We start from the raw sequence: 21,387 nt of genomic DNA, 5'->3' as shown, positions 1-21,387 counted from the left end.
TCTTGCCGGGCATTCTCTGCTGCTAACCTGTATAAGAAAAACCAATCATGCTGATCGCTCATTAGGAGAACTGATGTTCGACTATAAATTGCTGTCTGCCTTGGCCGCGGTGGTTGAGCAGGCCGGCTTCGAACGTGCCGCGCAGGTTCTCGGGTTGTCGCAATCGGCGATCTCGCAGCGCATCAAACTGCTGGAAGCGCGGGTCGGCCAACCGGTGCTGGTGCGGGTAACGCCGCCGACACCGACTGAAATCGGTCGGCGCTTGCTCAACCACGTGCAGCAGGTGCGCTTGCTCGAGCGCGACCTCCAGACACTGGTGCCGGCGCTGGATGAAGAAGGCCTGCCGGAACGTCTGCGCATCGCGCTGAACGCCGACAGCCTCGCCACCTGGTGGGCCGAGGCGGTCGGCGACTTTTGTGCCGAGCAACATTTGCTGCTCGACCTGGTGGTCGAGGACCAGACCGTCGGCCTCAAACGCATGCGTGCAGGCGAAGTGGCGGCGTGTGTCTGTGCCAGCGAACGTCCGGTGGCCGGGGCGCGCAGCGTCCTGTTGGGCGCCATGCGTTATCGCGCGCTGGCCAGCCCGGCGTTCATCGCCCGGCATTTTCCGCATGGCGTGCGCGCCGATCAGTTGTCGAAAACGCCGGCGCTGGTGTTTGGGCCGGACGATTTCCTACAGCATCGCTACCTCGCGTCCCTCGGCGTAGACGGCGGTTTCGAACACCATTTATGCCCGTCATCCGAAGGCTTCATTCGCCTGGCGGAAGCCGGTCTCGGCTGGGGACTGGTGCCGGAATTGCAGGTGCGCGAGCAACTTGAGCGCGGCGTTCTGGTGGAGCTTTTGCCAGATAAGCCCATCGATGTGCCGCTGTACTGGCATCATTGGCGCAATGGCGGTCAGTTGCTGGGGTTGCTGACCGATCAATTGGTGCGCTCGTCGAAGCAATGGCTGGTGCCGTTGACCTGACCGGCAGCGTCAAGACCTCACGCACTACGCAAAACGAAATATTCGGAGCACTACATGAAGATTCTGGTCACCGGCGCAAGCGGCTTCATCGGCGGGCGCTTTGCGCGTTTCGCCCTGGAGCAGGGCCTGGACGTGCGGGTCAACGGTCGCCGGGCCGAAAGCGTCGAACATCTGGTGCGCCGTGGCGCCGAGTTCATTGCGGGCGACTTGAGCGACCCGCAACTGGCGCGCGATCTGTGTTCCGATGTCGAAGCCGTGGTGCATTGCGCCGGTGCTGTCGGCGTGTGGGGACGTTATCAGGACTTTCATCAAGGCAACGTGCAGGTCACCGAAAACGTGGTCGAAGCCTGCCTGAAGCAACGTGTGCGGCGACTGGTGCATTTGTCCTCGCCGTCGATCTACTTCGACGGCCGCGATCACCTCGGATTGACCGAAGAACAGGTGCCCAAGCGCTTCAAGCATCCCTACGCCGCGACCAAATTCCTGGCCGAGCAAAAGGTCTTCGGCGCCCAGGAGTTCGGCCTCGAAACCCTGGCCCTGCGCCCGCGTTTCGTGACCGGTGCCGGTGACATGAGCATCTTCCCGCGACTGTTGAACATGCAACGCAAAGGTCGCCTGGCAATCATCGGAAACGGTTTGAACAAGGTTGATTTCACCAGCGTGCAAAACCTCAACGAAGCGTTGCTCAGCAGCTTGCTGGCCAGCGGTTCGGCGTTGGGCAAGGCCTACAACATCAGCAACGGCACACCGATTCCGTTGTGGGACGTGGTCAACTACGTCATGCGCAAAATGGACGTTCCACAGGTGACCCGCTACCGTTCCTACGGCTTGGCCTACGCCGTAGCGGCGCTTAACGAGGGCGCGTGCAAACTGTGGCCGGGTCGTCCCGAGCCGACCCTATCGCGCCTGGGTATGCAAGTGATGAACAAAAATTTCACCCTGGACATCAGCCGCGCGCGGCATTATCTGGACTACGACCCGAAGGTCAGTCTCTGGACGGCCCTCGATGAATTCTGCGGCTGGTGGAAGGCTCAGGACATTCACTGACAAATCCCGTTACTGAACGCAGAGTGGGGTTCAGGGTCAATCGATGCGGCTGACGGGTTTATACTTCGCCCCATCAAGCCATCACCGCGTTCCACAAAGGTTGACTCAATGTCCATGCGTAACGATGCCAACGACGACTTCGACGATGTACCGAGCCTGCGTGCCGACAGCCTCGACGACGATGATTTTGTGCCCACCGCCCGCACCGCCGTGCATTCGCGCACGCCGCCGGTGGTCAAGGTCAGGGCGGCCAGCACCGGTCCGTTGTGGGCGCTGGTCGGCGCCTTGTTCTTTGCGTTTGCCGGCCTTGCGTGGTGGAGCTTTCAGCAGATCTCGCTGATGGAACAGCAACTGGTGGCGACCCAGGAAAGTTTCGCGCGTATCAGTGAGGATGCAGCGGGGCGCTTGCAGGACATTTCCGGCAAGGTGGTCGCCAGTCAGACCAACGTCACCAGCGACAGCGAAGCGCTGAAACTGCAAATCAGGCAGCTGGAAAGCAAACTCCAGGACCAGAGCAAACAGCAGCAGGGCGTTGCCGGCCAGACGTCGGACCTGGACAAGCGTCTGGCGCAAATGACTGCGCAAACCGCCGATCTGGACAAGCGCCTGGCGCAAGCCACCGCCCAGAACACCGAGCACCAGACTGCCAACACGCAATTGCAGGCCCAGGTCAAAGCCCTGAGCAGTGAACTGGCCGCCCTGAAAAGCGCCCCGGCGGACACTGACAAATTTGATGCCCAGCTAAAAAGCCTCGGCGCCGACATCACCGCGCTGAAAAAACAAGGCAACCCGAGCGCCGCCATCGAACGCCTTGAGCAAGACATGATCGTGCTCAAAAGCGAACAGGACAACCGCCCGGCCGCCGCGTCAGGCCCATCCAGTACCGCCGAGTTCGACGCCTTCCGTAGCCAGGTCACCCGCAACATCAACACCCTTCAGGCACAGATTCAGAATTTGCAGCAGCAGTTGCGGGCCAGGCCTTGAGGCTGAAGGCGCAGTAATTCGCTGCAATACCATTTTGCAGACTGCGGTTCGCTGAATATCCATACATGCCCCATTGCCGTCTACGCTCTTCAAACACCGAAGAGAACGAGGGATGCGCAATGGGGTTTTTGCACAGGTTGGCCCTGCTGGGCGGGATGCTGTTGCTGTGCCTGGGGCAGGCACAAGCCGCCGGCACCGAGAAGGACGACAGCCAGGCCGCCATCGCCTTGCTGGAAAAAGCCCTGGCCTATTACCACGACAATGGCGACAAGGCGTTCGCGGCCTTCAGTCGTCAGGGCGAGTTTGTCGACAAGGACCGCTACGTGTTTGTGCTCGATACCAAAGGCGTGATGCTCGCCAGCGGAGGGCCTTCTTCGGCGTTGATCGGGCGTGATGTATCGGATGTGCTCGGGCCGGATTTGCAGAAAGCTTTCAAGGACGCGTTGAAAGTGCCGGAGGGCAATGGCATTCAGCAAGCGGAGTATCGCTGGCAGAACTGGTCCGACGGCAAGGTCGAACGCAAGCATGTGTTCTACCAACGGGTCGGCCAGCGGATTCTGGCGGTGGGGTACTACTTGCCAAGGGCGTCGGCAGAGCAGGCGATGGCGTTGCTGAACAAAGCGGCGACCGATCTGGCCAAGGATGAGAAGGGCACACTCACGTCGATCAACTCGCTCAAGGGCGGTTATTTGCAGGATGACTTGTATGTGTTCGTCGTCAACCTCGATACCCAGCGATATGTCGCCCATGGCACCAATCTGCGCTTGATCAACACCGATTTCGGCAAGATCAAGGACCCTGAAGGCAAGCCGGTCGGCGAGCCGATCCTGGCGTTGATGGCCGGGCAGGATTATGGCGAATACGCGTACCGGTGGAAAAACCCGGTGACCGGCAAGGTCGAAGACAAGCATGCGTACCTGAAGAAGGTCGGGCATTTTCTGGTGGCTGTGGGGTATTACAGCCCTTGAATCTCTATCACATGGGATGACGTCTTCGCGGGCAAGTCGGATCGCCGCACCGCTCGCTCCTACAAGGACTACGCGATCCTGTAGGAGCGAGGCTTGCCCGCGAAGGCCGCGACTCGGTTCAACTACCGAGCCTTGTCTTCCCGCCCACGCAACACCCGGTTCGGCATGGCAATCGCCGCGGCCAACCCAAGCAACGACACCGCCGCACTGACCATCAACAAATGCCGGAAGGTCAGCAGCAGTTCGGCGCGCAAGGCGTTCTGTGCATCCCCCGGCGCGGCGTTCAGGCCATCCAGCAAGACGTTCCCGGAGCTGCCCTCGGCAATCAGCGTCGAGCCGGCCAGATGGGCGAAACTCGAGTCTTGCAGCAATGCCAGCAACAACGCCGACATCAACGCCACGCCCACCGCGCCGCCCAGGGAGCGGAACAGGTTGGTGGTGCTGGTCGCCACGCCGATGTCCCGTTGTTCCACCGAATTCTGCGTCCCAACCAATGACGTCGGGAACTGCATACCGGAGGCGATCCCGCTGAGCACCATGAACAGACTGTTGAGCACCACCGCCTGTGGCGGACTGAACGCCATCCCGAGGATCGAGATCGGCATGAGGAGGGCGCCCGCGAGGATCATCGGTTTGTAGCGTCCGGTCACCGAGGTTCGGCGCCCGGCGAAATACGCGCCGATCGGCAAACCCATGGCCAGTGGCAACAGGTGCAGCGCAGCACTGTCAGCCCCGGCGCCGGTCACGCTCTGGAAGCGCAACGGCATCAGCACAATCAACGAAATCGCCTGGAAACTGGTGAAGAAAATCGTGCACCAGCACAGGATCGCGTTGCGGTTGGCGAACAGGTGCATCGGCAGCAACGGCTCCCGTGCACGTCGCTCATGCCCGACGAACAACGCCAGGACCACCACCGCACAACCCAGCAAACCCAGTACCTCGGTGCTGCGCCACGAATGCCCCTGGCCGACCTGAGTAATGCCGAGCAACAAGGCGGTCAAACCGATGATCATCAACACGGTGCCGAGGTAATCGATGATCGGTTTGCGCTGCGGCACCGGGAGCCCGACCAAGGTGTGACGGGCGACCAGCCAGGCGCCAAGGCCCAGCGGCAGGTTGATCAGGAACACCCAGCGCCAGGACAGGTATTCGGTCATGTAACCGCCGAGCACCGGGCCGGCGACGCTGGCAACCGCGTACATGCTGCTGAAATAGCCCTGATAACGACCGCGTTCGCGAGGTGGCACGATGTCGCCGATGATCGCCTGGCTGACCGAAATCATCCCGCCGGCGCCAATGCCCTGAAGAATCCGCGCCAGCACCAGTTGCTCCATGCTCTGGGCCATGCCGCAGAAGAACGAAGCAATCGTGAACAGCCCCATGCCGAACAGCATCAACTTGCGCCGACCGTACAGGTCGCCGAGTTTGCCGTAGATCGGCACGGCCACGGTCATCGCCACCATGTAGCCGGAAATCACCCAGGCCAGCAGGCTGACGTCCTTGAACTGCGCGGAGATGGCGGGCATCGATACAGCGACGATCGTCTGATCCAGCGCCCCGAGAAAGATGGCCAGCATCAGGGCGATCAGCACGCTCCGGATGGCCGGTTTGGGCGTTTCAGGCTGGTTGAGATTGGTCACGGGAGAACCTGCGGGCAGTGAGGGTCCCGCAGGAGGCAAGGGCGAGCGGGTATGCTCGCCAGTGTAAGTCGGTAGCAGGCTATTCGATAGCCTCATACGGAAGTCCGACGTAATTTTCTGCAATGGTTTTCCGACCCGCCTCGGAGTCGACGAAGTAATCGAGCTCCGACTCGCTGATGCGCTGGCTGAACGCATCGTGATCGTCAAAACGGTGCAACATCGAGGTCATCCACCAGGAAAATCGTTCGGCTTTCCAGACCCTGCGCAGGCAGACCTCGGAGTATTTCTCCAGCAAGTCGACACGGCCTTCGCGGTAAACCTTCAGCAGGATATTGAACAACGTACTGACGTCGCTGGCCGCCAGGTTCAGGCCTTTGGCGCCGGTCGGCGGGACGATGTGCGCGGCGTCGCCGACCAGAAACATCCGTCCGTATTGCATCGGTTCAACCACGAAACTGCGCAACGGCGCGATGCTTTTTTCGATGGACGGCCCGGTCACCAAAGACTCGGCCAGCGCAGCAGGCAGACGGGATTTGAGCTCATCCCAGAAACGTTGATCGGACCAATTCTCGACAGCCTCGTCGGCAGGGACCTGAAGGTAATACCGGGTGCGAGTCGCCGAGCGCATGCTGCACAGGGCAAAACCGCGTTCGTGACGGGCGTAGACCAGTTCATCGTGAACCGGTGGCGTGTCGGCAAGAATCCCCAGCCAGCCGAACGGATAAACCCGTTCGAACACCTTCAGGTTGTCGGCGGGAATCGATTGCCGCGCGACACCATGGAAACCGTCGCAACCGGCGATGTAGTCGCAATCGAGCCGATACGTTTCGCCGTCCTTTTCGAACGTCACGAACGTTTCATTGGTTTTCATGCCGTGAGGCACGACGTTGCTGGCTTCATAGATGGTCTGCGCGCCGGCCTCCCGACGAGCGGCCATCAGGTCGCGAGTGACCTCGGTTTGCCCGTAGATCATCACGGTTTTGCCCCCGGTCAGGGCGTGCAGATCGATGTGCACCTGGCGCCCGTCGAGGGCCAGTTCGAAGCCGCCGTGAACCAGCCCTTCGGCGTCCATGCGCTGGCCGACGCCGGCCTGACGCAGCAGCTCTACCATGCCTTGTTCGAGGACACCGGCACGGATTCGCCCGAGCACATAGTCCGGGGTCTGGCGTTCGAGAATGAGGGTGTCGATACCGGCGTTGTGCAGCAATTGGCCGAGCAGCAAACCGGAAGGGCCGGCGCCAATGATGGCGACTTGGGTTTTCAGTGTTTTCATTGTTTTTATGACTCGCAAGCTCCACACGACCTGCGTCGGTGAATAATTTTTATGGATCGAGTGCTTGCATTTTTCACTTGCGGGTCTGTCAATTGAAGGTGAAAACTGAGCCGATAGCTGTACTTTCTGCCAATCGGTGCGATTATCGCCCGTCACTTCCCGAGGCCTGGATTGAAGTTATGAACAAGCCTGCCCTGCCTTCGATACCGGTGTTCAAGCTCTACGGTGAAAGCCTGGACTGGCCGACCCCGGACTTGCTGCACTGTGAAACCATTTCCAAACGCAGCCGCGAACACCAGTGGGAAATCAAACCCCATCGCCACGCCGATTTATGCCAGTTGCTCTTCGTGTTCAAAGGTCAGGCAGAGCTTGAAATCGAAGGCAAACGTACGCAATTGGGCGAACCGGCGATCCTGGTTCTGCCGCCGTTATCGGTGCACGGTTATCGTTTTACCGAGGATGTCGAAGGCTTTGTCGTGACCCTCGCCGCGCCGCTGGTCGCCCATCTTCAGGCGCAACTGGGCAACTCGGTGAATGCCCTGGCCCAGGCCGAAAGTTATCCGGCCGGCAACGACAGCGAGTACCTCAACAGCCTGTTTTCTGCGCTGCAAAGCGAATACACCGGTCATCAACCGGCCCGGGAAATGCTCATGCATTCGCTGGTCAGCGTGATCATGGTGTGGGTCAGCCGGCAGGCGTTGCAGCGTCGCTCGGCCAGTCAGCGCCCGCAACGTGCGCGGGAATACCTCAACGGGTTTATCCAACTGGTGGAAGAGACGTATCGCCAGCACGTCAAGGTCGAAGACCTGGCGCATCGGCTGGGGATTTCGGTGTCGCACCTCAACGGCACGTGCCGTGAACTGGCGGGACAACCGGCGTTGCAGATCATGCACGAACGGCAATTGCTGGAGGCCAAGCGTTTGCTGACCTACACCAGCATGACCATTTATGAAATGTCCGATGTGTTGGGGTTTTCCGATCCGACCAACTTCACGCGCCTGTTCCGGCGTCGTGTGGGGATCTCACCCAAGGCGTTTCGCGACCGCTTGAAGGCCGATCAGGACAACGAGGCCTGATCCCCTTCATCACCGGAGGGCGTTGAGGGTCGCGTTGTGGGGAATGCAGCGCTCGAAGTTGCAGCTCGCGTACTCACGGGGCAGGTTTCGCAATTGCTCAACGCGCCACGCCGCGGTGCCGTACAGCACCAGCGTCACCGCGCAGGTGATGAAAATGGCGAGGTATCTTCTTGTTTTCGTGTTCATGGCGTTGACCTCTGAACGAATACCCTTCGGTACTAAGTTCAGCATAGGTCAGCGGCAGTGAGTTGCCAGTCATGCATCAGAACACGGACTACCCCCTGTAGGAGCCGGCTTGCTGCGGGCGGCGTTCCGACGATAGCGGTGGGCCAGTCAACCTGTTTATTGACTGGACGGACGCCATCGTCGGAACGCCGCCCGCAGCAAGCCGGCTCCTACAAGGGAACGTATTCACAAGCCGGCATCCCACGCCGGTTCTTCCGGAAACCTGAGCACCAGAAAATCCAGCACGCTGCGCAATGCCGCCGGCATGTGTTTGCGTGAGGCATACACCGCGTAGATGTTCATCTGGCGCGGTTCGGCCTGGGGCAGCAGGCGGATCAGTTCGCCGCTGTGGATATGCACACCCGCCTGATAACTCGGCAGCATCGCCACCCCGGCACCAGCGATTGTTGCGCGCAGCAGGGTGCTCGCTTCGTTGGCGCTGATGTTGCCCTGCACCGGCACCGAGACCGGTTCGCCGTCCTGCTCGAAATGCCACAGGCTTTTGCCGAAGTAGGAGTGGGTCAGGCAGTTGTGCTGGCTCAGGTCTTCCACCCGCATTGGCGTCGGGTGCTCCTGCAGGTAAGCGGGGGCGGCGCAGATCACCGAGCGGCAGACCGTCAGCCGTCGCGCAATGAGGTTCGGGTCCAGGTCATTGCTAGTGCGAATCGCCAGATCAATGCGTTCATCCACCAGGTTCACCGTGCGGTCGAGCATCTGCAGGTCGATGCTGACGCCGGGGTAACGTTTGACGTAGGCGGCCATCGCATCCGCCAATTGCGCCTGGCCGAACGAGGTGCTGACGCTGATCCGCAGCAGGCCACGCGGCGCATCGTCCGGCTCACTGACGGCGGCCTGCATGTCCGTGGACAGATCGAGCATCTGCCGACAGCGCGGCAGGATTTCACTGCCGGCGGCGGTCAGGCTCAATTTGCGTGTGGTGCGATGCATCAGGCGCGCGCCGACCCAGTCTTCCAGTTCCGCCAGATACCGCGAAACCACCGGCCGCGACAGGTCCAGGTGATCGGCGGCGGCCGACTGGCTGCCGAGGTCGACCACCGTGACGAATACGCGCATTGCTTGTAGACGATCCATGATTTGCCCGCTTTCAGAAACAAACTATGTCTAAGCATCGCATTTTTTGTAATGAATAAGGCAACTAAGCTCTGTCCATATTCTGTAGGAGCCGGCTTGCTGCGGGCGGCGTTCCGATGATGGTCGTTAACGATAACGCGTAGTTCCTGGATAAACGCGGCGTCTTCAAATCCATCGCCAGCAAGCCGGCTCCTACACAAAGGGCGTCTATCAAACAACGGAGCAACAGATGATCGGTTTCAACCTCAAGCGTATTTTGCTGGCCACGGCCACCCTCGGTTTCGCAGCCCATGCGGCGGCATCGACGCTGACGCTGGATGTTTACAACCCCGGCGAGAAAGCGATCTTCCCGGTGACGTCGGTGCTGGTCAGCGGCGAGAAAGACGCGATTCTGGTGGACGCGCAATTCGGCAAATCCCAGGCTGAGCAAGTGGTGGAAAAAATCCGCGCCAGCGGCAAGCAACTGACCACCATCTACATCAGCCACGGTGACCCGGATTACTACTTCGGCCTCGACACCCTGACCGCCGCGTTCCCCAACGCCAAGGTGCTCGCTTCGCAACCGACCGTGGACCACATCAAGCAAACCGTCGACAGCAAACTGGCGTTCTGGGGGCCGAAAATGGGTGCCGACGTGCCGGCCAAAACCATCGTGCCGGACGTACTCAAGGGCGACAGCCTGATGCTCGAAGGGCAGAAGTTGCAGGTGGTAGGTCTTGAGGGCAAACAACCGGATCGCACCTTTGTGTGGATCCCGTCGATCAGGGCAGTGGTCGGTGGCGTGGTCGTCGCAGAAAACATTCACGTGTGGATGGCCGATACCCAAACCGCGCAGTCCCACGCTGATTGGCTGGCTACGCTGCACTCCATCGAAACCCTGAAACCGCACACCCTCGTGCCGGGTCACTACCTCGGCAAAAGTGCCCGCTCCCTGGCCGCCGTGCAGTTCACCGCGGATTACATCAAAGCCTTCGACGAAGAAACCGCCAAGGCCAAAGACGCCGCCGCGCTGATCGCCGCGATGAAAAAACGCTACCCGAAACTGGGCGAAGAAAGCTCGCTGGAGCTGAGCGCCAAAGTCGCCAAGGGCGAGATGAAGTGGTAACCCGATTCACCCACTCACACTGATCCACACTGGAGAACGTCATGAGCAACATCGCAATCATCGGTGCCACCGGCCGTGCCGGCAGCCAACTGTTGGAAGAAGCCCTGCGTCGTGGTCATAGCGTTACGGCCATCGCGCGCGATACGTCGAAAATCGGCCAGCGTGCCGGGGTGGTCAGCAAGAATGTCGACGTGCTGGATGGTGACGCCTTGCAAGCCGCTGTGACGGGGCATGATGTGGTCATCAGCGCGGCACATTTCGCCACGATTCCCTCCGCTGCCGTTGTGGCGCCGGTGAAGAAGGCCGAGGTGAAACGTCTGCTGGTGGTGGGCGGTGCCGGTTCGCTGTTGCTGCCGAACGGCACCCGCGTCATCGACAGCGAAGGCTTCCCTGAAGCATACAAAGCCGAGGCGAGTGCCGGTGCCTTGTTTCTGCAGAACCTGCGTCAGGAACAAGAACTGGACTGGACCTTCCTGTCGCCCTCGGCTGAGTTTGTCGAGGGTGAGCGCACGGGTTCGTTCCGGGTTGGCAAGGATGATTTGCTGGTGAGCGGGGCGGGGCGCAGCTGGATTACGTTTGCTGATTATGCGATTGCGATGTTCGATGAAGTGGAAGCGCCGAAGCACTCCCGTCAGCGGTTTACTGTCGGGTATTGAGTCCCACTGAAAACCAATGTGGGAGTGAGCCTGCTCGCGATAGCGGTGGGTCAGTCGACATAATTGTAAAATGACCCACCGCTATCGCGAGCAGGCTCACTCCCACAGGGAGTACGCGCCCAGCTTTCTGGGCTCAACGCGATTGAGCCTGCTCCACCAACCACCCCATCAATTCACGCAACTTCGGCGAAGGTGCAGGTTTCTCCGGGAATACCAGGTAATACGCCAACCCGGTTTTCACCTTCAATTCAAACGGCATGACCAGCCGCCCGGCACTCAAGTCATCGCCAATCAACGACCAATCGCCAATCGCCACACCTGTCCCCTGAGACGCCATCGACATCGCCAGGTCCAGGGTTTCGAAATGCTGACCCTTGCTGACATTGCTCAGTTGAAGATCCGCCGCTTTCAGCCAGGCATTCCAGTCGCGCTCATCCCGCGTCGGGTGCAGCAGCAAGTGCTGTTGCAGATCCGCCGGTGACTGCAAGGCCTGTGGCCCTTCCAGCATCGGTCGCGAACACACCGGCGTCAGTTGCTCATCGAACAGCAGATAAGACGTCAGCGCGTTGTCCGGCGGCGCGCCATACATCACCGCCGCATCGAATTGCTCGCGATGAAAATCCACGCCGTGCTTGACCGTGGTGGTCAGCTCCACCGGCACATCCGGACGCTCCCGTTGCCACTGCAACAGGCGCGGCAACAACCAGCGCATCACACAGGTCGGCGCCTTGAGTTGCAGGGTTTCGCGCTTCTCGCCGATCTGCTCCACCGCCTCGTCGATCAAGCCGAAAATCTGCTGCACCCGTGGCAGCCACTCCCGTCCTTCCGCCGTCAAATCCAGGCCGCGGGCCTGGCGAATGAACAGCTCATAACCCAAATGTTCTTCCAGCCCGGCGATCTGTCGACTCACCGCGCCCTGGGTGATGAACAGCTGTTCGGCCGCACGGGTGAAGTTGCAGCACTGCGCGGTAATCAGAAAAGTGTGCAGCGCCGGCAGGGGAGGCAATCGTTTCATTGGGATCCAAGGTATGACGTGAGGACATGGCTAGTATGACTTTTTATCCATTGTTGCGGCTACGTGTCGCCCGTTCCAATGAGGCCATCCCTGGACCTGCCCGCTCATCATAAACACTGCGCAGGCCCGGCGTCTCAAACGAACAAAAAGGGCAAAAGACATGGCGACGTGCGGCGAAGTATTGGTCAAGTTACTCGAAGATTACGGGGTTGAGCAGGTGTTCGGCATCCCCGGGGTTCACACCGTGGAGCTGTATCGCGGGCTGGCCCGTTCGAGCATCAACCACGTCACTCCGCGTCACGAACAGGGCGCCGGTTTCATGGCCGACGGTTATGCACGCACCAGCGGCAAACCGGGTGTGTGCTTCATCATCACCGGCCCGGGCATGACCAACATCACCACCGCCATGGGCCAGGCCTACGCCGATTCGATCCCGATGCTGGTGATCTCCAGCGTGCAGACCCGCAGCCAGTTGGGCGGTGGACGCGGCAAGCTCCACGAGCTGCCGAACCAGAGCGCATTGGTCGGCGGCGTGGCGGCTTTCTCCCACACCCTGATGTCGGCGTCCGAACTGCCGGGCGTGTTGGCCCGCGCTTTCGCGCTGTTCCAGGCCGGTCGTCCGCGTCCTGTTCACATCGAAATTCCACTGGACGTTCTGGTTGAAGAAGCCGACGACCTGCTCAGCAGCCTGCCGGTCAACATCGACCGCGCCGGTGCTTCGCCAAGCGCCATCAGCCGCATGACCGAACTGCTCGCCGGCGCCAAGCGCCCACTGATTCTCGCCGGTGGCGGTGCTATCGATGCCGCTGCGGAATTGACTGAACTGGCTGAATTGTTGGACGCGCCAGTCGCGCTGACCATCAACGCCAAAGGCATGCTCGAGTCCGGCCATCCGCTGTTGATCGGTTCGACCCAGAGCCTGGTCGCGACTCGCGCCCTGGTTGCCGAGGCCGATGTGGTGCTGGCCATCGGCACCGAGCTGGCCGAGACCGACTACGACGTCACTTTCGCCGGTGGTTTCGAAATTCCCGGCAAGCTGCTGCGCGTTGATATCGACCCGGACCAGACCGTGCGCAACTACCCGCCGCACATCGCACTGGTGGCCGATTCGCGCAACGCAGCCCAAGCCTTGCTGAGCGCGCTGTCTCACAAATCGCTGGCCGAGCGCCGCAACGATTGGGGCCAGGTCCGCGCCGCACGTCTGCGCGAAGACCTCGCCGCCACTTGGGACGCGCCGACACTGGCCCAGACCCGTTTCCTCGAAACCGTCCTGCACGAATTGCCGAACGCGGTGTTCGTTGGTGATTCGACCCAACCGGTGTACACCGGCAACCTGACTTTCAACCCGGAGCGCCCGCGCCGCTGGTTCAACTCGTCCACCGGTTACGGCACCCTCGGTTATGCCTTGCCGGCGGCGATTGGCGCCTGGCTCGGCGGTAGCGTTGAAAACGGCGCACGTCCGCCGGTGGTGTGCCTGATCGGTGACGGTGGCCTGCAATTCACCCTGCCGGAACTGGCCAGCGCCGTTGAAGCGCGCACGCCGGTGATCGTCCTGCTGTGGAATAACCAGGGCTACGAAGAGATCAAGAAATACATGGTCAACCGCGCCATCGAGCCGGTCGGCGTAGACATCTACACCCCGGACTTCATCGGTGTCGCCAAGGCACTGGGCTGTGCGGCTGAAGCGGTCAACGGTGTTGAACAACTGCGCAGCGCCTTGCGTGTAGCCACCGATCGCCAAGGCCCGACCCTGATTGAAATCGATCAGACCCAATGGATGAAGGCGGTGTCGAAATGACTTTCCCCACTACGCTTGACGGTCTGTTCATCGACGGAAAATGGTCGGCGGGCAGCGAACACCTGCGCGTGATCAACCCGGCCACCGAAGCGTTGCTGACCACCGTGAATGGCGGCGATGTACACGCCGTCGATCAAGCCGCGAACGCAGCCTCCGAAGCCTTCAAGGCCTGGTCGCAAACCACCGGTGCCGAGCGTGGCGCCATCCTGCGCAAAATCGCTGCGGGCGTGCAGGCCGGTCGCGACAAGTTGATGCACTTGCAGTCGAGCAACAACGGCAAACCGTTGTTCGAAGCGGCCATCGACGTCGATGACGTGATCGCTACGTTCGAGTACTACGCAGGCCTGGCCGAAGGCCTCGACGCCAAACAGGACAGCAACGTCGAGCTGCCCTCCGACGACTTCAGCGCCCGTGTGCGCCGTGAGCCGTGTGGTGTGGTCGGCCTGATCGTGCCGTGGAATTTCCCGATGGTCACCACCGCCTGGAAACTTGCCCCGGCCCTGGCCGCCGGTTGCTGTGTGGTGCTCAAGCCTTCCGAAGTGACGCCGCTGCCGGAGCTGGAACTGGCGGCGATCATCGCCGAGGCCGGTTTGCCGGAGGGCGTGTTCAACGTGGTCTGCGGCACCGGTCTGGCGGTCGGCGCGCCGATGTCGGCGGACCCGCGCATCGCCAAGATTTCCTTCACCGGCAGCAATGCGGTCGGCGTGCAGGTGATGCAGCGCGCGGCAGAAACCGTGAAGGGCGTGAGCCTGGAACTGGGCGGCAAATCCTCGCTGCTGGTGCTGGCCGATGCTGACATCGAACTGGCCGTGGAAGTGGCCTGTGGCGGTGGTTTCTTCAACGCCGGGCAGATGTGTTCCGCCACCAGCCGCGTGCTGGTCGCCGATGAACTGGCCGACGAATTCCTCCTGCGCCTGAAGGCGCGTACTGAAGCCATCCGCGTGGCCGACCCGTTTGACCCGAGCGTGGAAATGGGCGCACTGGTCAATCAGGCGCAATACCAGCGCGTGCTCGGCCACATCGATCGCGGTTTGAGTGCTGGCGCCAAGCTGATCTGCGGCGGCAATCGCCCCGCAGACCTGCCACGCGGCTATTTTTTGCAGCCGACGATTTTCACCGAAGTGCCCCTCGACAGTGCGCTGTGGTGTGAAGAGATTTTCGGTCCGGTGATCTGCGTGCGCAGTTTCGCCACCGAAGCCGAGGCGATTGCCCTGGCCAACGACAGTCAGTTCGGCCTGGTGGCCAGCGTGGTGACGCGCAACGCCGAGGCGGCGGATCGGGTTGCCAACGCTTTGCAGGCGGGGCTTGTGTGGATCAACGCGCCGCAAGTGATCTTCCCGCAGACCGCCTGGGGCGGCTACAAGCAAAGCAGCATCGGTCGCGAATTGGGGCCATGGGGCTTGCAGGCTTTCCAGGAAATCAAACACGTGATTCGCGCCGTTTGACGGCACGAAAAAGGTGAGCGCATGCCTTCAAAGGAGGCATGCGCTGGCGTCATGGCTTCAATGAATTTTTATCGATAGTCAGGTGTTTTACACGACCTCAGGATGAACTCACTGGTTCAGCCAAGCCCCCGAAAATACGGGGGATAACACTGATCCGGCCGCGCGGATGCAACAGTTTCGACCTGCCTTATACCTACAAAAACAAAGGGAGTCCGTAATGGGCGAGCATGATCTGAACAGACGTCAATTCATCAAAACCGTAGGCGTGGCCTCGGTTGCCGCGGCAGCCATGAGCTTGCCCTTCGTCAAGGCCAATGCCAGCGACACGCGCTTCCAGGGCAAGACCCTGCGCCTGCTGACCTGGTCCGATGACACCGGCCTGGCTGCACTGCGCAACATCGCCGCAACGTTCGAAGACAAGTACGGCTGCAAGGTCATCGCTGATCGCACCGGCAGTACTTCGGAAATGGTCGCCAAACTCAAGGCCGGCGGTGATCGTCCGCAATACGACATCATCACCCTGGCGGGCGTTGGCGCCGAAGGTCTGGCCGCCGCCAACCTGCTGGAAAAACCCGACCTCAATCGCATCCCCAACCTGGTGGATGTCCCGGAGAAATACCGCACCGGCGCCAATGGCCACGGGATCGGTTACCTGCTCTGGTGCAACAGCCTGGTCTACAGCACCCGTACCATCAAGGAAGCACCGGACAGTTACGCCGCCCTGTGGGACGCCGAGCTGTCGCCGAACATCTTCCTGCCGCCGCCGAACTGGACCGAAGCGATGGACCTGATCATCATCGCTGCCAAACTGGCCGGTGGTGACGAACACAACATCGAACCCGGCTTCAAGAAACTCGCCGAGCTGAAGGATCGTGTGGTGACCCTGGGTGAAAACCCGAACCAGATCGCCGAGCTGTTCCGCACCGGTTCCCTGGACATGGGTGGCTTGTACGCACCGGCCTTCTTCCCGAAACAGATCCGTGATCCGGCCTACGGCCTGGGCGCCACGTTCGGCATGAAAGAAGGTTTCTACACCGACCTGATGTTGTCGGTGATGCCGAAAAACCGTCCGGGCGATACCGACCTGACCTACGCGTTCATCAACCACTCTCTGGACCCGCTGGTGCAGGGCAAGATGGCTGAGGACATTTACAACGGCCCGGTCAATGCCAAGGCGATCATCTCCGCCGAAGCGCGCAAGAGCCCGTACATCCTCACGCCGGAGCAGATCGCCGAGAAGGCGATCATGCACGACAACGCCTTCCTGGCCTCCGTGCATGACCAATGGATTCGTCGCTACACGGAAATCTTTTCTTCCTGATCGAGTGGCGAACACAAGTCTTTAGAACACTGCAAACCCCTGTGGGAGCTAGCCTGCTAGCGATTGCGGTCTGACATTCAGCAGTGATGTCGACTGACGGATCGCTATCGCTAGCAGGCTAGCTCCCACAAGGGGCCAATGTGGTTTTGAGGTCCTGTGTTTGTCAGCTGCTTTCCATTGACGAGACCCTTGCTATGGAACACCAACCTCTGACTCATCCGGTCGTTACCGCTCCGGCGCGCGCCAACCGGGGTGTTTCGCCGACGACCCGCGCCTGGTTTTTTCTTACGCCGTCGATGCTGTTTCTCGGCGTGCTGATTGCCGCCAGCCTGCTGGTGCTGCGCATGAGCGTCGGCACCAAAGGTGCGGAATGGACCGGGTTCAGCCTGGCCAGCTACGCCCAATTGCTGGAACCGTATTACCTCAAATCCTTGCTGCTGACCCTGCGCCTGGCCTTGATCAGCGCAGTGATCGCCGTGGTGCTGGCGATCCCGGTGGCCTACACCATGTCGCGCCTGACGTCGCCGTTTGTGCGCAGGATCTTCCTCGCTGCGGTGCTGCTGCCATTGCTGGTCAACCTGCTGCTGCAAAGCTACGGCTGGCTGGTGATTCTCGGCCCGGGCGGCATGCTCAATCAGGCACTGATGGGCCTGGGCCTGATCAAGCGCCCGATCATGCTGCTGTACAACCAGAACGGCGTGTTGATGGGCCTGGTGCAAACCGCGTTCCCGTTGGCCGTGCTGCCGATTGCCAGCGCCATGCGCGGCGTCGCCCGCACTTACGAAGAGGCCGCCGCCACGCTGGGCGCCAGTCGCTTTCAGGTGTTCCGCCAGGTGGTTCTGCCGATGAGTTTTCCGGGGATCATCACCGGCGCGACACTGGTTTTCGCTTACAACGCCAGCAGCTTCGTGGTGCCGTTGCTGCTGGGTGGCCGACGTGTGCCGATGCTGGCGGTGATGGTTCATGACCAGATCGCCCCGCTGATGAACTGGCCCGCCGCGTCCGCCGCCGGTGTGGTGCTGATTGTCACCACGCTCGCGATCATGACTTTGTCCGAATACATCACTGGCCGTCGTCGGCGCATGCTGGAGGCTTCGCAATGAACTCTGTGATCAAGAAGCGTTATTCGCTGCTGCCAGGCGAAACCGGCAAGTTTGCCGGCATCCTCTCGGGGTTCATTTTGCTACTGGCGGTGTTGCCGATCCTGACCATGATCGTCATGTCGTTCAGCGGTGCGTCGAACCTCGACTTCCCGCCGAGCAGCTACAGCCTGCAATGGTACAAGGCCGCCTGGCACACCTTCGTGTCGCCGGACGCGAGTGATGTGCTGAGCCTCGGCAAAGCCATGACCACCAGCCTGATGGTGTCGTGCCTGACCATGGTCTTCGCCACGATCATCGCGGTGCCGGCGGCTTATGCGCTGACCCGTTGCGAGTTCCGCGGCAAAGCGGTGGCGCTGCAACTGATGTCGCTGCCGCTGGTGTTTCCGATGGTGGTATTGGGCCTGGCATTGCTGCTGGTGTTCGACAGCCTGCCGTTCCAGATGACCACCTCGCGGCTGGTGATTGCCCACGTGATCCTGGCGCTGCCGTTCGTGGTGAAAAACTGCACGGCGGCAATGCTGTCCATCGGCAGCGAAGTCGAAGAGGCCGCGCAAATGCTCGGTGCTTCGCCAACGCGGGCGATCATCGATGTGGTGGTGCCGCTGATGAAATCGGGGATTCTGGCGGGGATGCTGCTGGCGTTCATCGTCTCGTTCAACGAATTCACCGTGACCTATTTCCTTTACACCATCGACGTGATGACCGTGCCGATCTGGATGTACAGCCGCACCGTGTCGTCGCTCGACCCTACCGTATTTTCGTTTGCCGTGCTGATCGTGCTGATCGACTTCGTCCTGATCTGGGCGTTGGAGAAGCTGGTCGGTGAAGGTGGCGTTTCGTTCTGATTCTTGAGGTGATTCATATGTCTGGTCTGATTCTGGAAAACGTCGAGAAACATTACGGCTCGGCCTGCGCGGTAAAGGATGTGAACCTGCATTTGCCGGAAGGCAAACTGGTGTGTTTCCTCGGCCCTTCGGGCTGCGGTAAAACCACCTTGCTGCGGATGATCGCCGGCCTCGAAACCCTGACCGGCGGCGAGATTCGCCTGGACGGTGAAGACATCGGCCAAACCCCGGCGCATCTGCGTAATTTCGGCATGGTGTTTCAATCGTTGGCGCTGTTTCCGCACATGACCGTTGGGGAAAACATCGCCTATCCGCTGAAACTGCGCGGGGTCAGCAAGGCTGACCAGCACAAGCGCGTAGTGGAATTGCTGGAACTGATCCAGTTGCAGGAAATGATTGACCGCCCGGTGGCGAAACTGTCTGGCGGTCAACGCCAGCGTGTGGCGATTGCCCGGGCGATTGCCAACCACCCGAAAATCCTCCTGCTGGACGAACCGCTGTCGGCGCTGGACGCCAAGCTGCGCGAGTCGATGCAGGTGGAAATCCGTCAGCTGCAACAACGTCTGAACATCACCACCATCATGGTTACCCACGACCAGCGTGAGGCGATGACCATGGCCGATATCGTCGTGGTACTGGGTGAGCATCGCGTGCAGCAAGTGGGTACGCCGATCGAGATCTATCGTCATCCGGCCAACGAGTTTGTCGCGGACTTCATCGGTTCGGGCAACATCTTCCCGGCGACCGCGCTGGGTAACGGCCAGGTCAGCCTGCCGGGGGGCGATGCGCTGCAAGTGCCGATCTGCACGAGCATTGCGGCGGGGGAGAAGGTCAAGATGCTGATCCGCCCTGAGGATCTGCAACTGTCGCATCCGCAGGCGACGGCGGGGAATCGTTTGCTGGGCACCGTGACGTTCGTGCGTGATATCGGCGCGACGATCGAGACGACCGTGGAGTGTTCCGGGGTGTCGTTTACCGCGTTGAGCACGCCGTGCCAGGGGTTTGGGTTGAGCATTGGCAACCCTGTGTCGGTGACGTTGCCGGCAGAGGCTTGCCGAGTACTCGGTGCCTGACATAAATATTGGCTGGATTCACTGGCCTCATCGCTGGCAAGCCAGCTCCTACAAGGGTTTTGCGGTGAACGCGGATCCCCTGTAGGAGCTGGCTTGCCAGCGATGGCTTCATTTGCAACACCGCAAAATCCGGATCAAACCGTCAACCGCAACCGCGCCAAATCCCGCAACGGCGGCGCCCCGAACAACCGGCTGTACTCCCGGCTGAACTGCGACGGGCTTTCATACCCGACGCGATACCCCGCCGCCGACGCTTCCAGCCCTTCGGCCAGCATCAACCGCCGCGCTTCCTGCAAGCGCAGTTGCTTCTGATACTGCAACGGACTCATCGCCGTCATCGCCTTGAACCGGTGATGCAACGTCGACACGCTCAAATTCACTTCCTTGGCCAGATCATCAATGCGCAGCGGCTGCTCATAGTTGCCGTTGAGCCATTTGATCGCCTGGCTGATGCGGTGGCTCTGGCTATTGGCAATCGCGATCTCATACAAGCGATGGCCCTGCTGACTTCGCAACAACCGATAGAGAATCTCCCGGCGAATCAACGGTGCGAGCATGGCGATGTCTTTCGGCGTGTCCAGCAATCGCGCCAGGCGCAACACCGCATCGAGCATCGCGGTGTCGATCCGTTCGACATACAAACCGCGACCGGTGGGGCGGGTTGGGACGCCCAAGGGGCCAGCGTCGGCTATCAGCGCAGTGATTTCCGCCGGATCAATGTCCAGCCGCACCGAGAGAATCGGTTCTTCAGAGGTGACGTTCACTATCCGCCCGCTCAGGGGCATGGAGACCGATACCACCAGGTAATTCAGCGGGTCGTAATTGAAGTATTCGTCGGCCAGCCTGACCTCTTTGCGCCCCTGCGCCATGATGCACAACGCCGGTTGCGCCAATACCGGGGCGAACTCATGGGACTGGCTGTGTTTGCCCATGAACAGCGAGGCGACGGCAGTGGCATAAGTGCCATCCTCCATCGTGTTGCGACGGATGATGGCAGCCAGTTCCGCGCGCTGTTTCTCCATGTCGGCGTCCAGCGGGGCTTGAAAGTGATCGAGCGACGACATGCAGGGCATCCTCGGCGAAGCAGTGGGAATGAGCTGAGCTTAAATTTGTGCAAGGCGCAGCGGTAGACACATCCTGCGAAAAGCTTGCCTGATTCTGCACGGGGTTGAAGAGGTGTGCTGCCAAGACAGTCCATGGCAGGGAAAACTTGCTCGAACCTCGTGTTTCAGCCCTGTGACAGTATTCACACATTGTTACAGGTACCGAATGCAGCCTCGCAGGATTGTGCAACAAGCCGGCAGGAATCGACTAACGGGGCGGCGTGCGGGCGCTTAACCTTGGATCCTGTCGCAGCCCGTCCCACGGCTGCCACTCGAGTACATGGGAGGGTTGAACATGTCTAAGCAGATCCCCGTCAGTCATATGGCCTTTGTCCGCGCCCGCGCCGGGTGTTCGGCGGAACTCGGTGCGCGCCTCAGCGCCTTGATCGAGCCGTCGCGCACCGCGCCTGGCTGCCTGAGTTTTTCCCTGCAGCATTCGCAGTGCGATCCGGAGTTGTGGCTGGTGTCCGGTTTCTGGACCCATCAGCAAGCCATGACGGCCTATTTCAGCACGCCGGCCATGGATATTTTCGCTGAGCTGGTACAAGAGCTGGTGGTCAACAGCCTGGATTTCCATACCTTCAAGGACGTGTCGGCGGCCCAGGCGCAGTGGCAGTCCCGGTCGCGGGTACACAAACTGGCGGGTTGAGG

At 60.7% G+C, this 21,387-nt stretch carries 20 protein-coding genes; 14 read left to right on the top strand and 6 right to left on the bottom strand.

What is annotated here, in order from left to right:
• Positions 1–73: 73 nt before the first annotated feature.
• The 4 genes from IB254_RS09610 to IB254_RS09595 all read left to right on the top strand — a co-directional run bounded on the left by IB254_RS09610 (position 74) and on the right by IB254_RS09595 (position 3,966).
• Entirely contained in the window at positions 74–967 is an 894-nt protein-coding gene (locus IB254_RS09610) for a LysR family transcriptional regulator ArgP (RefSeq protein WP_192417134.1), read from the top strand.
• 54 nt (positions 968–1,021) lie between these two features.
• The gene (locus IB254_RS09605) at positions 1,022–2,014 is read left to right on the top strand and encodes an NAD-dependent epimerase/dehydratase family protein (protein ID WP_008034350.1); all 993 of its coding nucleotides are present in this window, start codon (positions 1,022–1,024) and stop codon (positions 2,012–2,014) included.
• 108 nt (positions 2,015–2,122) lie between these two features.
• Complete coding sequence (locus tag IB254_RS09600; protein WP_192417133.1) at positions 2,123–2,998, top strand: ATPase; 876 nt, start codon at positions 2,123–2,125, stop codon at positions 2,996–2,998.
• A gap of 119 nt (positions 2,999–3,117) precedes the next feature.
• A complete protein-coding gene (locus tag IB254_RS09595; RefSeq protein ID WP_008034341.1) occupies positions 3,118–3,966 on the top strand; it encodes a cache domain-containing protein in 849 nt (282 codons plus the stop codon).
• A gap of 122 nt (positions 3,967–4,088) precedes the next feature.
• On the opposite strand, the gene IB254_RS09590 is transcribed toward IB254_RS09595, so the two are convergent.
• Together IB254_RS09590 and pobA are read right to left on the bottom strand one after the other, a co-directional pair.
• On the bottom strand, positions 4,089–5,606 hold the full coding sequence (locus IB254_RS09590) for an MDR family MFS transporter (RefSeq protein ID WP_192417132.1): 1,518 nt from the start codon (positions 5,604–5,606) through the stop codon (positions 4,089–4,091).
• A gap of 79 nt (positions 5,607–5,685) precedes the next feature.
• Complete coding sequence (pobA, locus tag IB254_RS09585; protein WP_192417165.1) at positions 5,686–6,870, bottom strand: 4-hydroxybenzoate 3-monooxygenase; 1,185 nt, start codon at positions 6,868–6,870, stop codon at positions 5,686–5,688.
• Positions 6,871–7,058: 188 nt separating this feature from the next.
• On the opposite strand from pobA, the gene IB254_RS09580 reads away from it, so the two are divergent.
• Positions 7,059–7,955, top strand: coding sequence for a helix-turn-helix domain-containing protein (locus tag IB254_RS09580; protein ID WP_192417131.1), 897 nt, complete (start codon positions 7,059–7,061; stop codon positions 7,953–7,955).
• 9 nt (positions 7,956–7,964) lie between these two features.
• Here the strand turns inward: IB254_RS09580 and IB254_RS09575 are convergent, their stop codons facing one another.
• Both IB254_RS09575 and IB254_RS09570 read right to left on the bottom strand, forming a co-directional pair.
• On the bottom strand, positions 7,965–8,141 hold the full coding sequence (locus IB254_RS09575; protein WP_192417130.1) for a hypothetical protein: 177 nt from the start codon (positions 8,139–8,141) through the stop codon (positions 7,965–7,967).
• Positions 8,142–8,366: 225 nt separating this feature from the next.
• Positions 8,367–9,272, bottom strand: coding sequence for a LysR family transcriptional regulator (locus IB254_RS09570; protein ID WP_225602300.1), 906 nt, complete (start codon positions 9,270–9,272; stop codon positions 8,367–8,369).
• A gap of 229 nt (positions 9,273–9,501) precedes the next feature.
• Between IB254_RS09570 and IB254_RS09565 the strand changes: the two genes are divergently transcribed.
• The gene (locus IB254_RS09565; protein WP_192417129.1) at positions 9,502–10,377 is read left to right on the top strand and encodes an MBL fold metallo-hydrolase; all 876 of its coding nucleotides are present in this window, start codon (positions 9,502–9,504) and stop codon (positions 10,375–10,377) included.
• Between the two features lie 41 nt (positions 10,378–10,418).
• Positions 10,419–11,033, top strand: coding sequence for an NAD(P)-dependent oxidoreductase (locus tag IB254_RS09560; protein ID WP_192417128.1), 615 nt, complete (start codon positions 10,419–10,421; stop codon positions 11,031–11,033).
• A 133-nt stretch (positions 11,034–11,166) separates the two neighbouring features.
• Here the strand turns inward: IB254_RS09560 and IB254_RS09555 are convergent, their stop codons facing one another.
• Positions 11,167–12,048, bottom strand: a complete 882-nt coding sequence (locus tag IB254_RS09555) for a LysR substrate-binding domain-containing protein (RefSeq protein WP_008034326.1) — start codon at positions 12,046–12,048, stop codon at positions 11,167–11,169.
• Positions 12,049–12,208: 160 nt separating this feature from the next.
• Between IB254_RS09555 and IB254_RS09550 the strand changes: the two genes are divergently transcribed.
• From IB254_RS09550 to IB254_RS09525, 6 genes are all read left to right on the top strand, one after another.
• On the top strand, positions 12,209–13,846 hold the full coding sequence (locus tag IB254_RS09550; RefSeq protein WP_192417127.1) for a 5-guanidino-2-oxopentanoate decarboxylase: 1,638 nt from the start codon (positions 12,209–12,211) through the stop codon (positions 13,844–13,846).
• Complete coding sequence (locus IB254_RS09545) at positions 13,843–15,291, top strand: aldehyde dehydrogenase family protein (protein WP_192417126.1); 1,449 nt, start codon at positions 13,843–13,845, stop codon at positions 15,289–15,291. Before IB254_RS09550 ends, IB254_RS09545 begins: the two co-directional genes overlap by 4 nt.
• A gap of 217 nt (positions 15,292–15,508) precedes the next feature.
• The gene (locus IB254_RS09540; RefSeq protein WP_008034320.1) at positions 15,509–16,612 is read left to right on the top strand and encodes an extracellular solute-binding protein; all 1,104 of its coding nucleotides are present in this window, start codon (positions 15,509–15,511) and stop codon (positions 16,610–16,612) included.
• Between the two features lie 194 nt (positions 16,613–16,806).
• Positions 16,807–17,715 (top strand): ABC transporter permease, encoded by a 909-nt coding sequence (locus tag IB254_RS09535; protein ID WP_192417125.1) that lies wholly within the window; start codon positions 16,807–16,809, stop codon positions 17,713–17,715.
• Positions 17,712–18,560 carry an ABC transporter permease gene (locus IB254_RS09530; protein ID WP_192417124.1) on the top strand — a complete coding sequence of 283 codons (849 nt, stop codon included), beginning with the start codon at positions 17,712–17,714 and terminating at the stop codon, positions 18,558–18,560. Before IB254_RS09535 ends, IB254_RS09530 begins: the two co-directional genes overlap by 4 nt.
• Before the next feature lie 17 nt (positions 18,561–18,577).
• The gene (locus tag IB254_RS09525; RefSeq protein WP_008034313.1) at positions 18,578–19,633 is read left to right on the top strand and encodes an ABC transporter ATP-binding protein; all 1,056 of its coding nucleotides are present in this window, start codon (positions 18,578–18,580) and stop codon (positions 19,631–19,633) included.
• A 134-nt stretch (positions 19,634–19,767) separates the two neighbouring features.
• Here the strand turns inward: IB254_RS09525 and IB254_RS09520 are convergent, their stop codons facing one another.
• Entirely contained in the window at positions 19,768–20,697 is a 930-nt protein-coding gene (locus IB254_RS09520; RefSeq protein WP_192228607.1) for an AraC family transcriptional regulator, read from the bottom strand.
• A 334-nt stretch (positions 20,698–21,031) separates the two neighbouring features.
• On the opposite strand from IB254_RS09520, the gene IB254_RS09515 reads away from it, so the two are divergent.
• Positions 21,032–21,385, top strand: a complete 354-nt coding sequence (locus IB254_RS09515) for a putative quinol monooxygenase (protein ID WP_008034309.1) — start codon at positions 21,032–21,034, stop codon at positions 21,383–21,385.
• Positions 21,386–21,387: the final 2 nt, after the last annotated feature.

The organism is Pseudomonas sp. PDM03, assembly GCF_014852385.1.
Lineage (GTDB): Bacteria > Pseudomonadota > Gammaproteobacteria > Pseudomonadales > Pseudomonadaceae > Aquipseudomonas > Aquipseudomonas migulae.
This window is presented reverse-complemented; position numbering and strand designations above follow the sequence as displayed.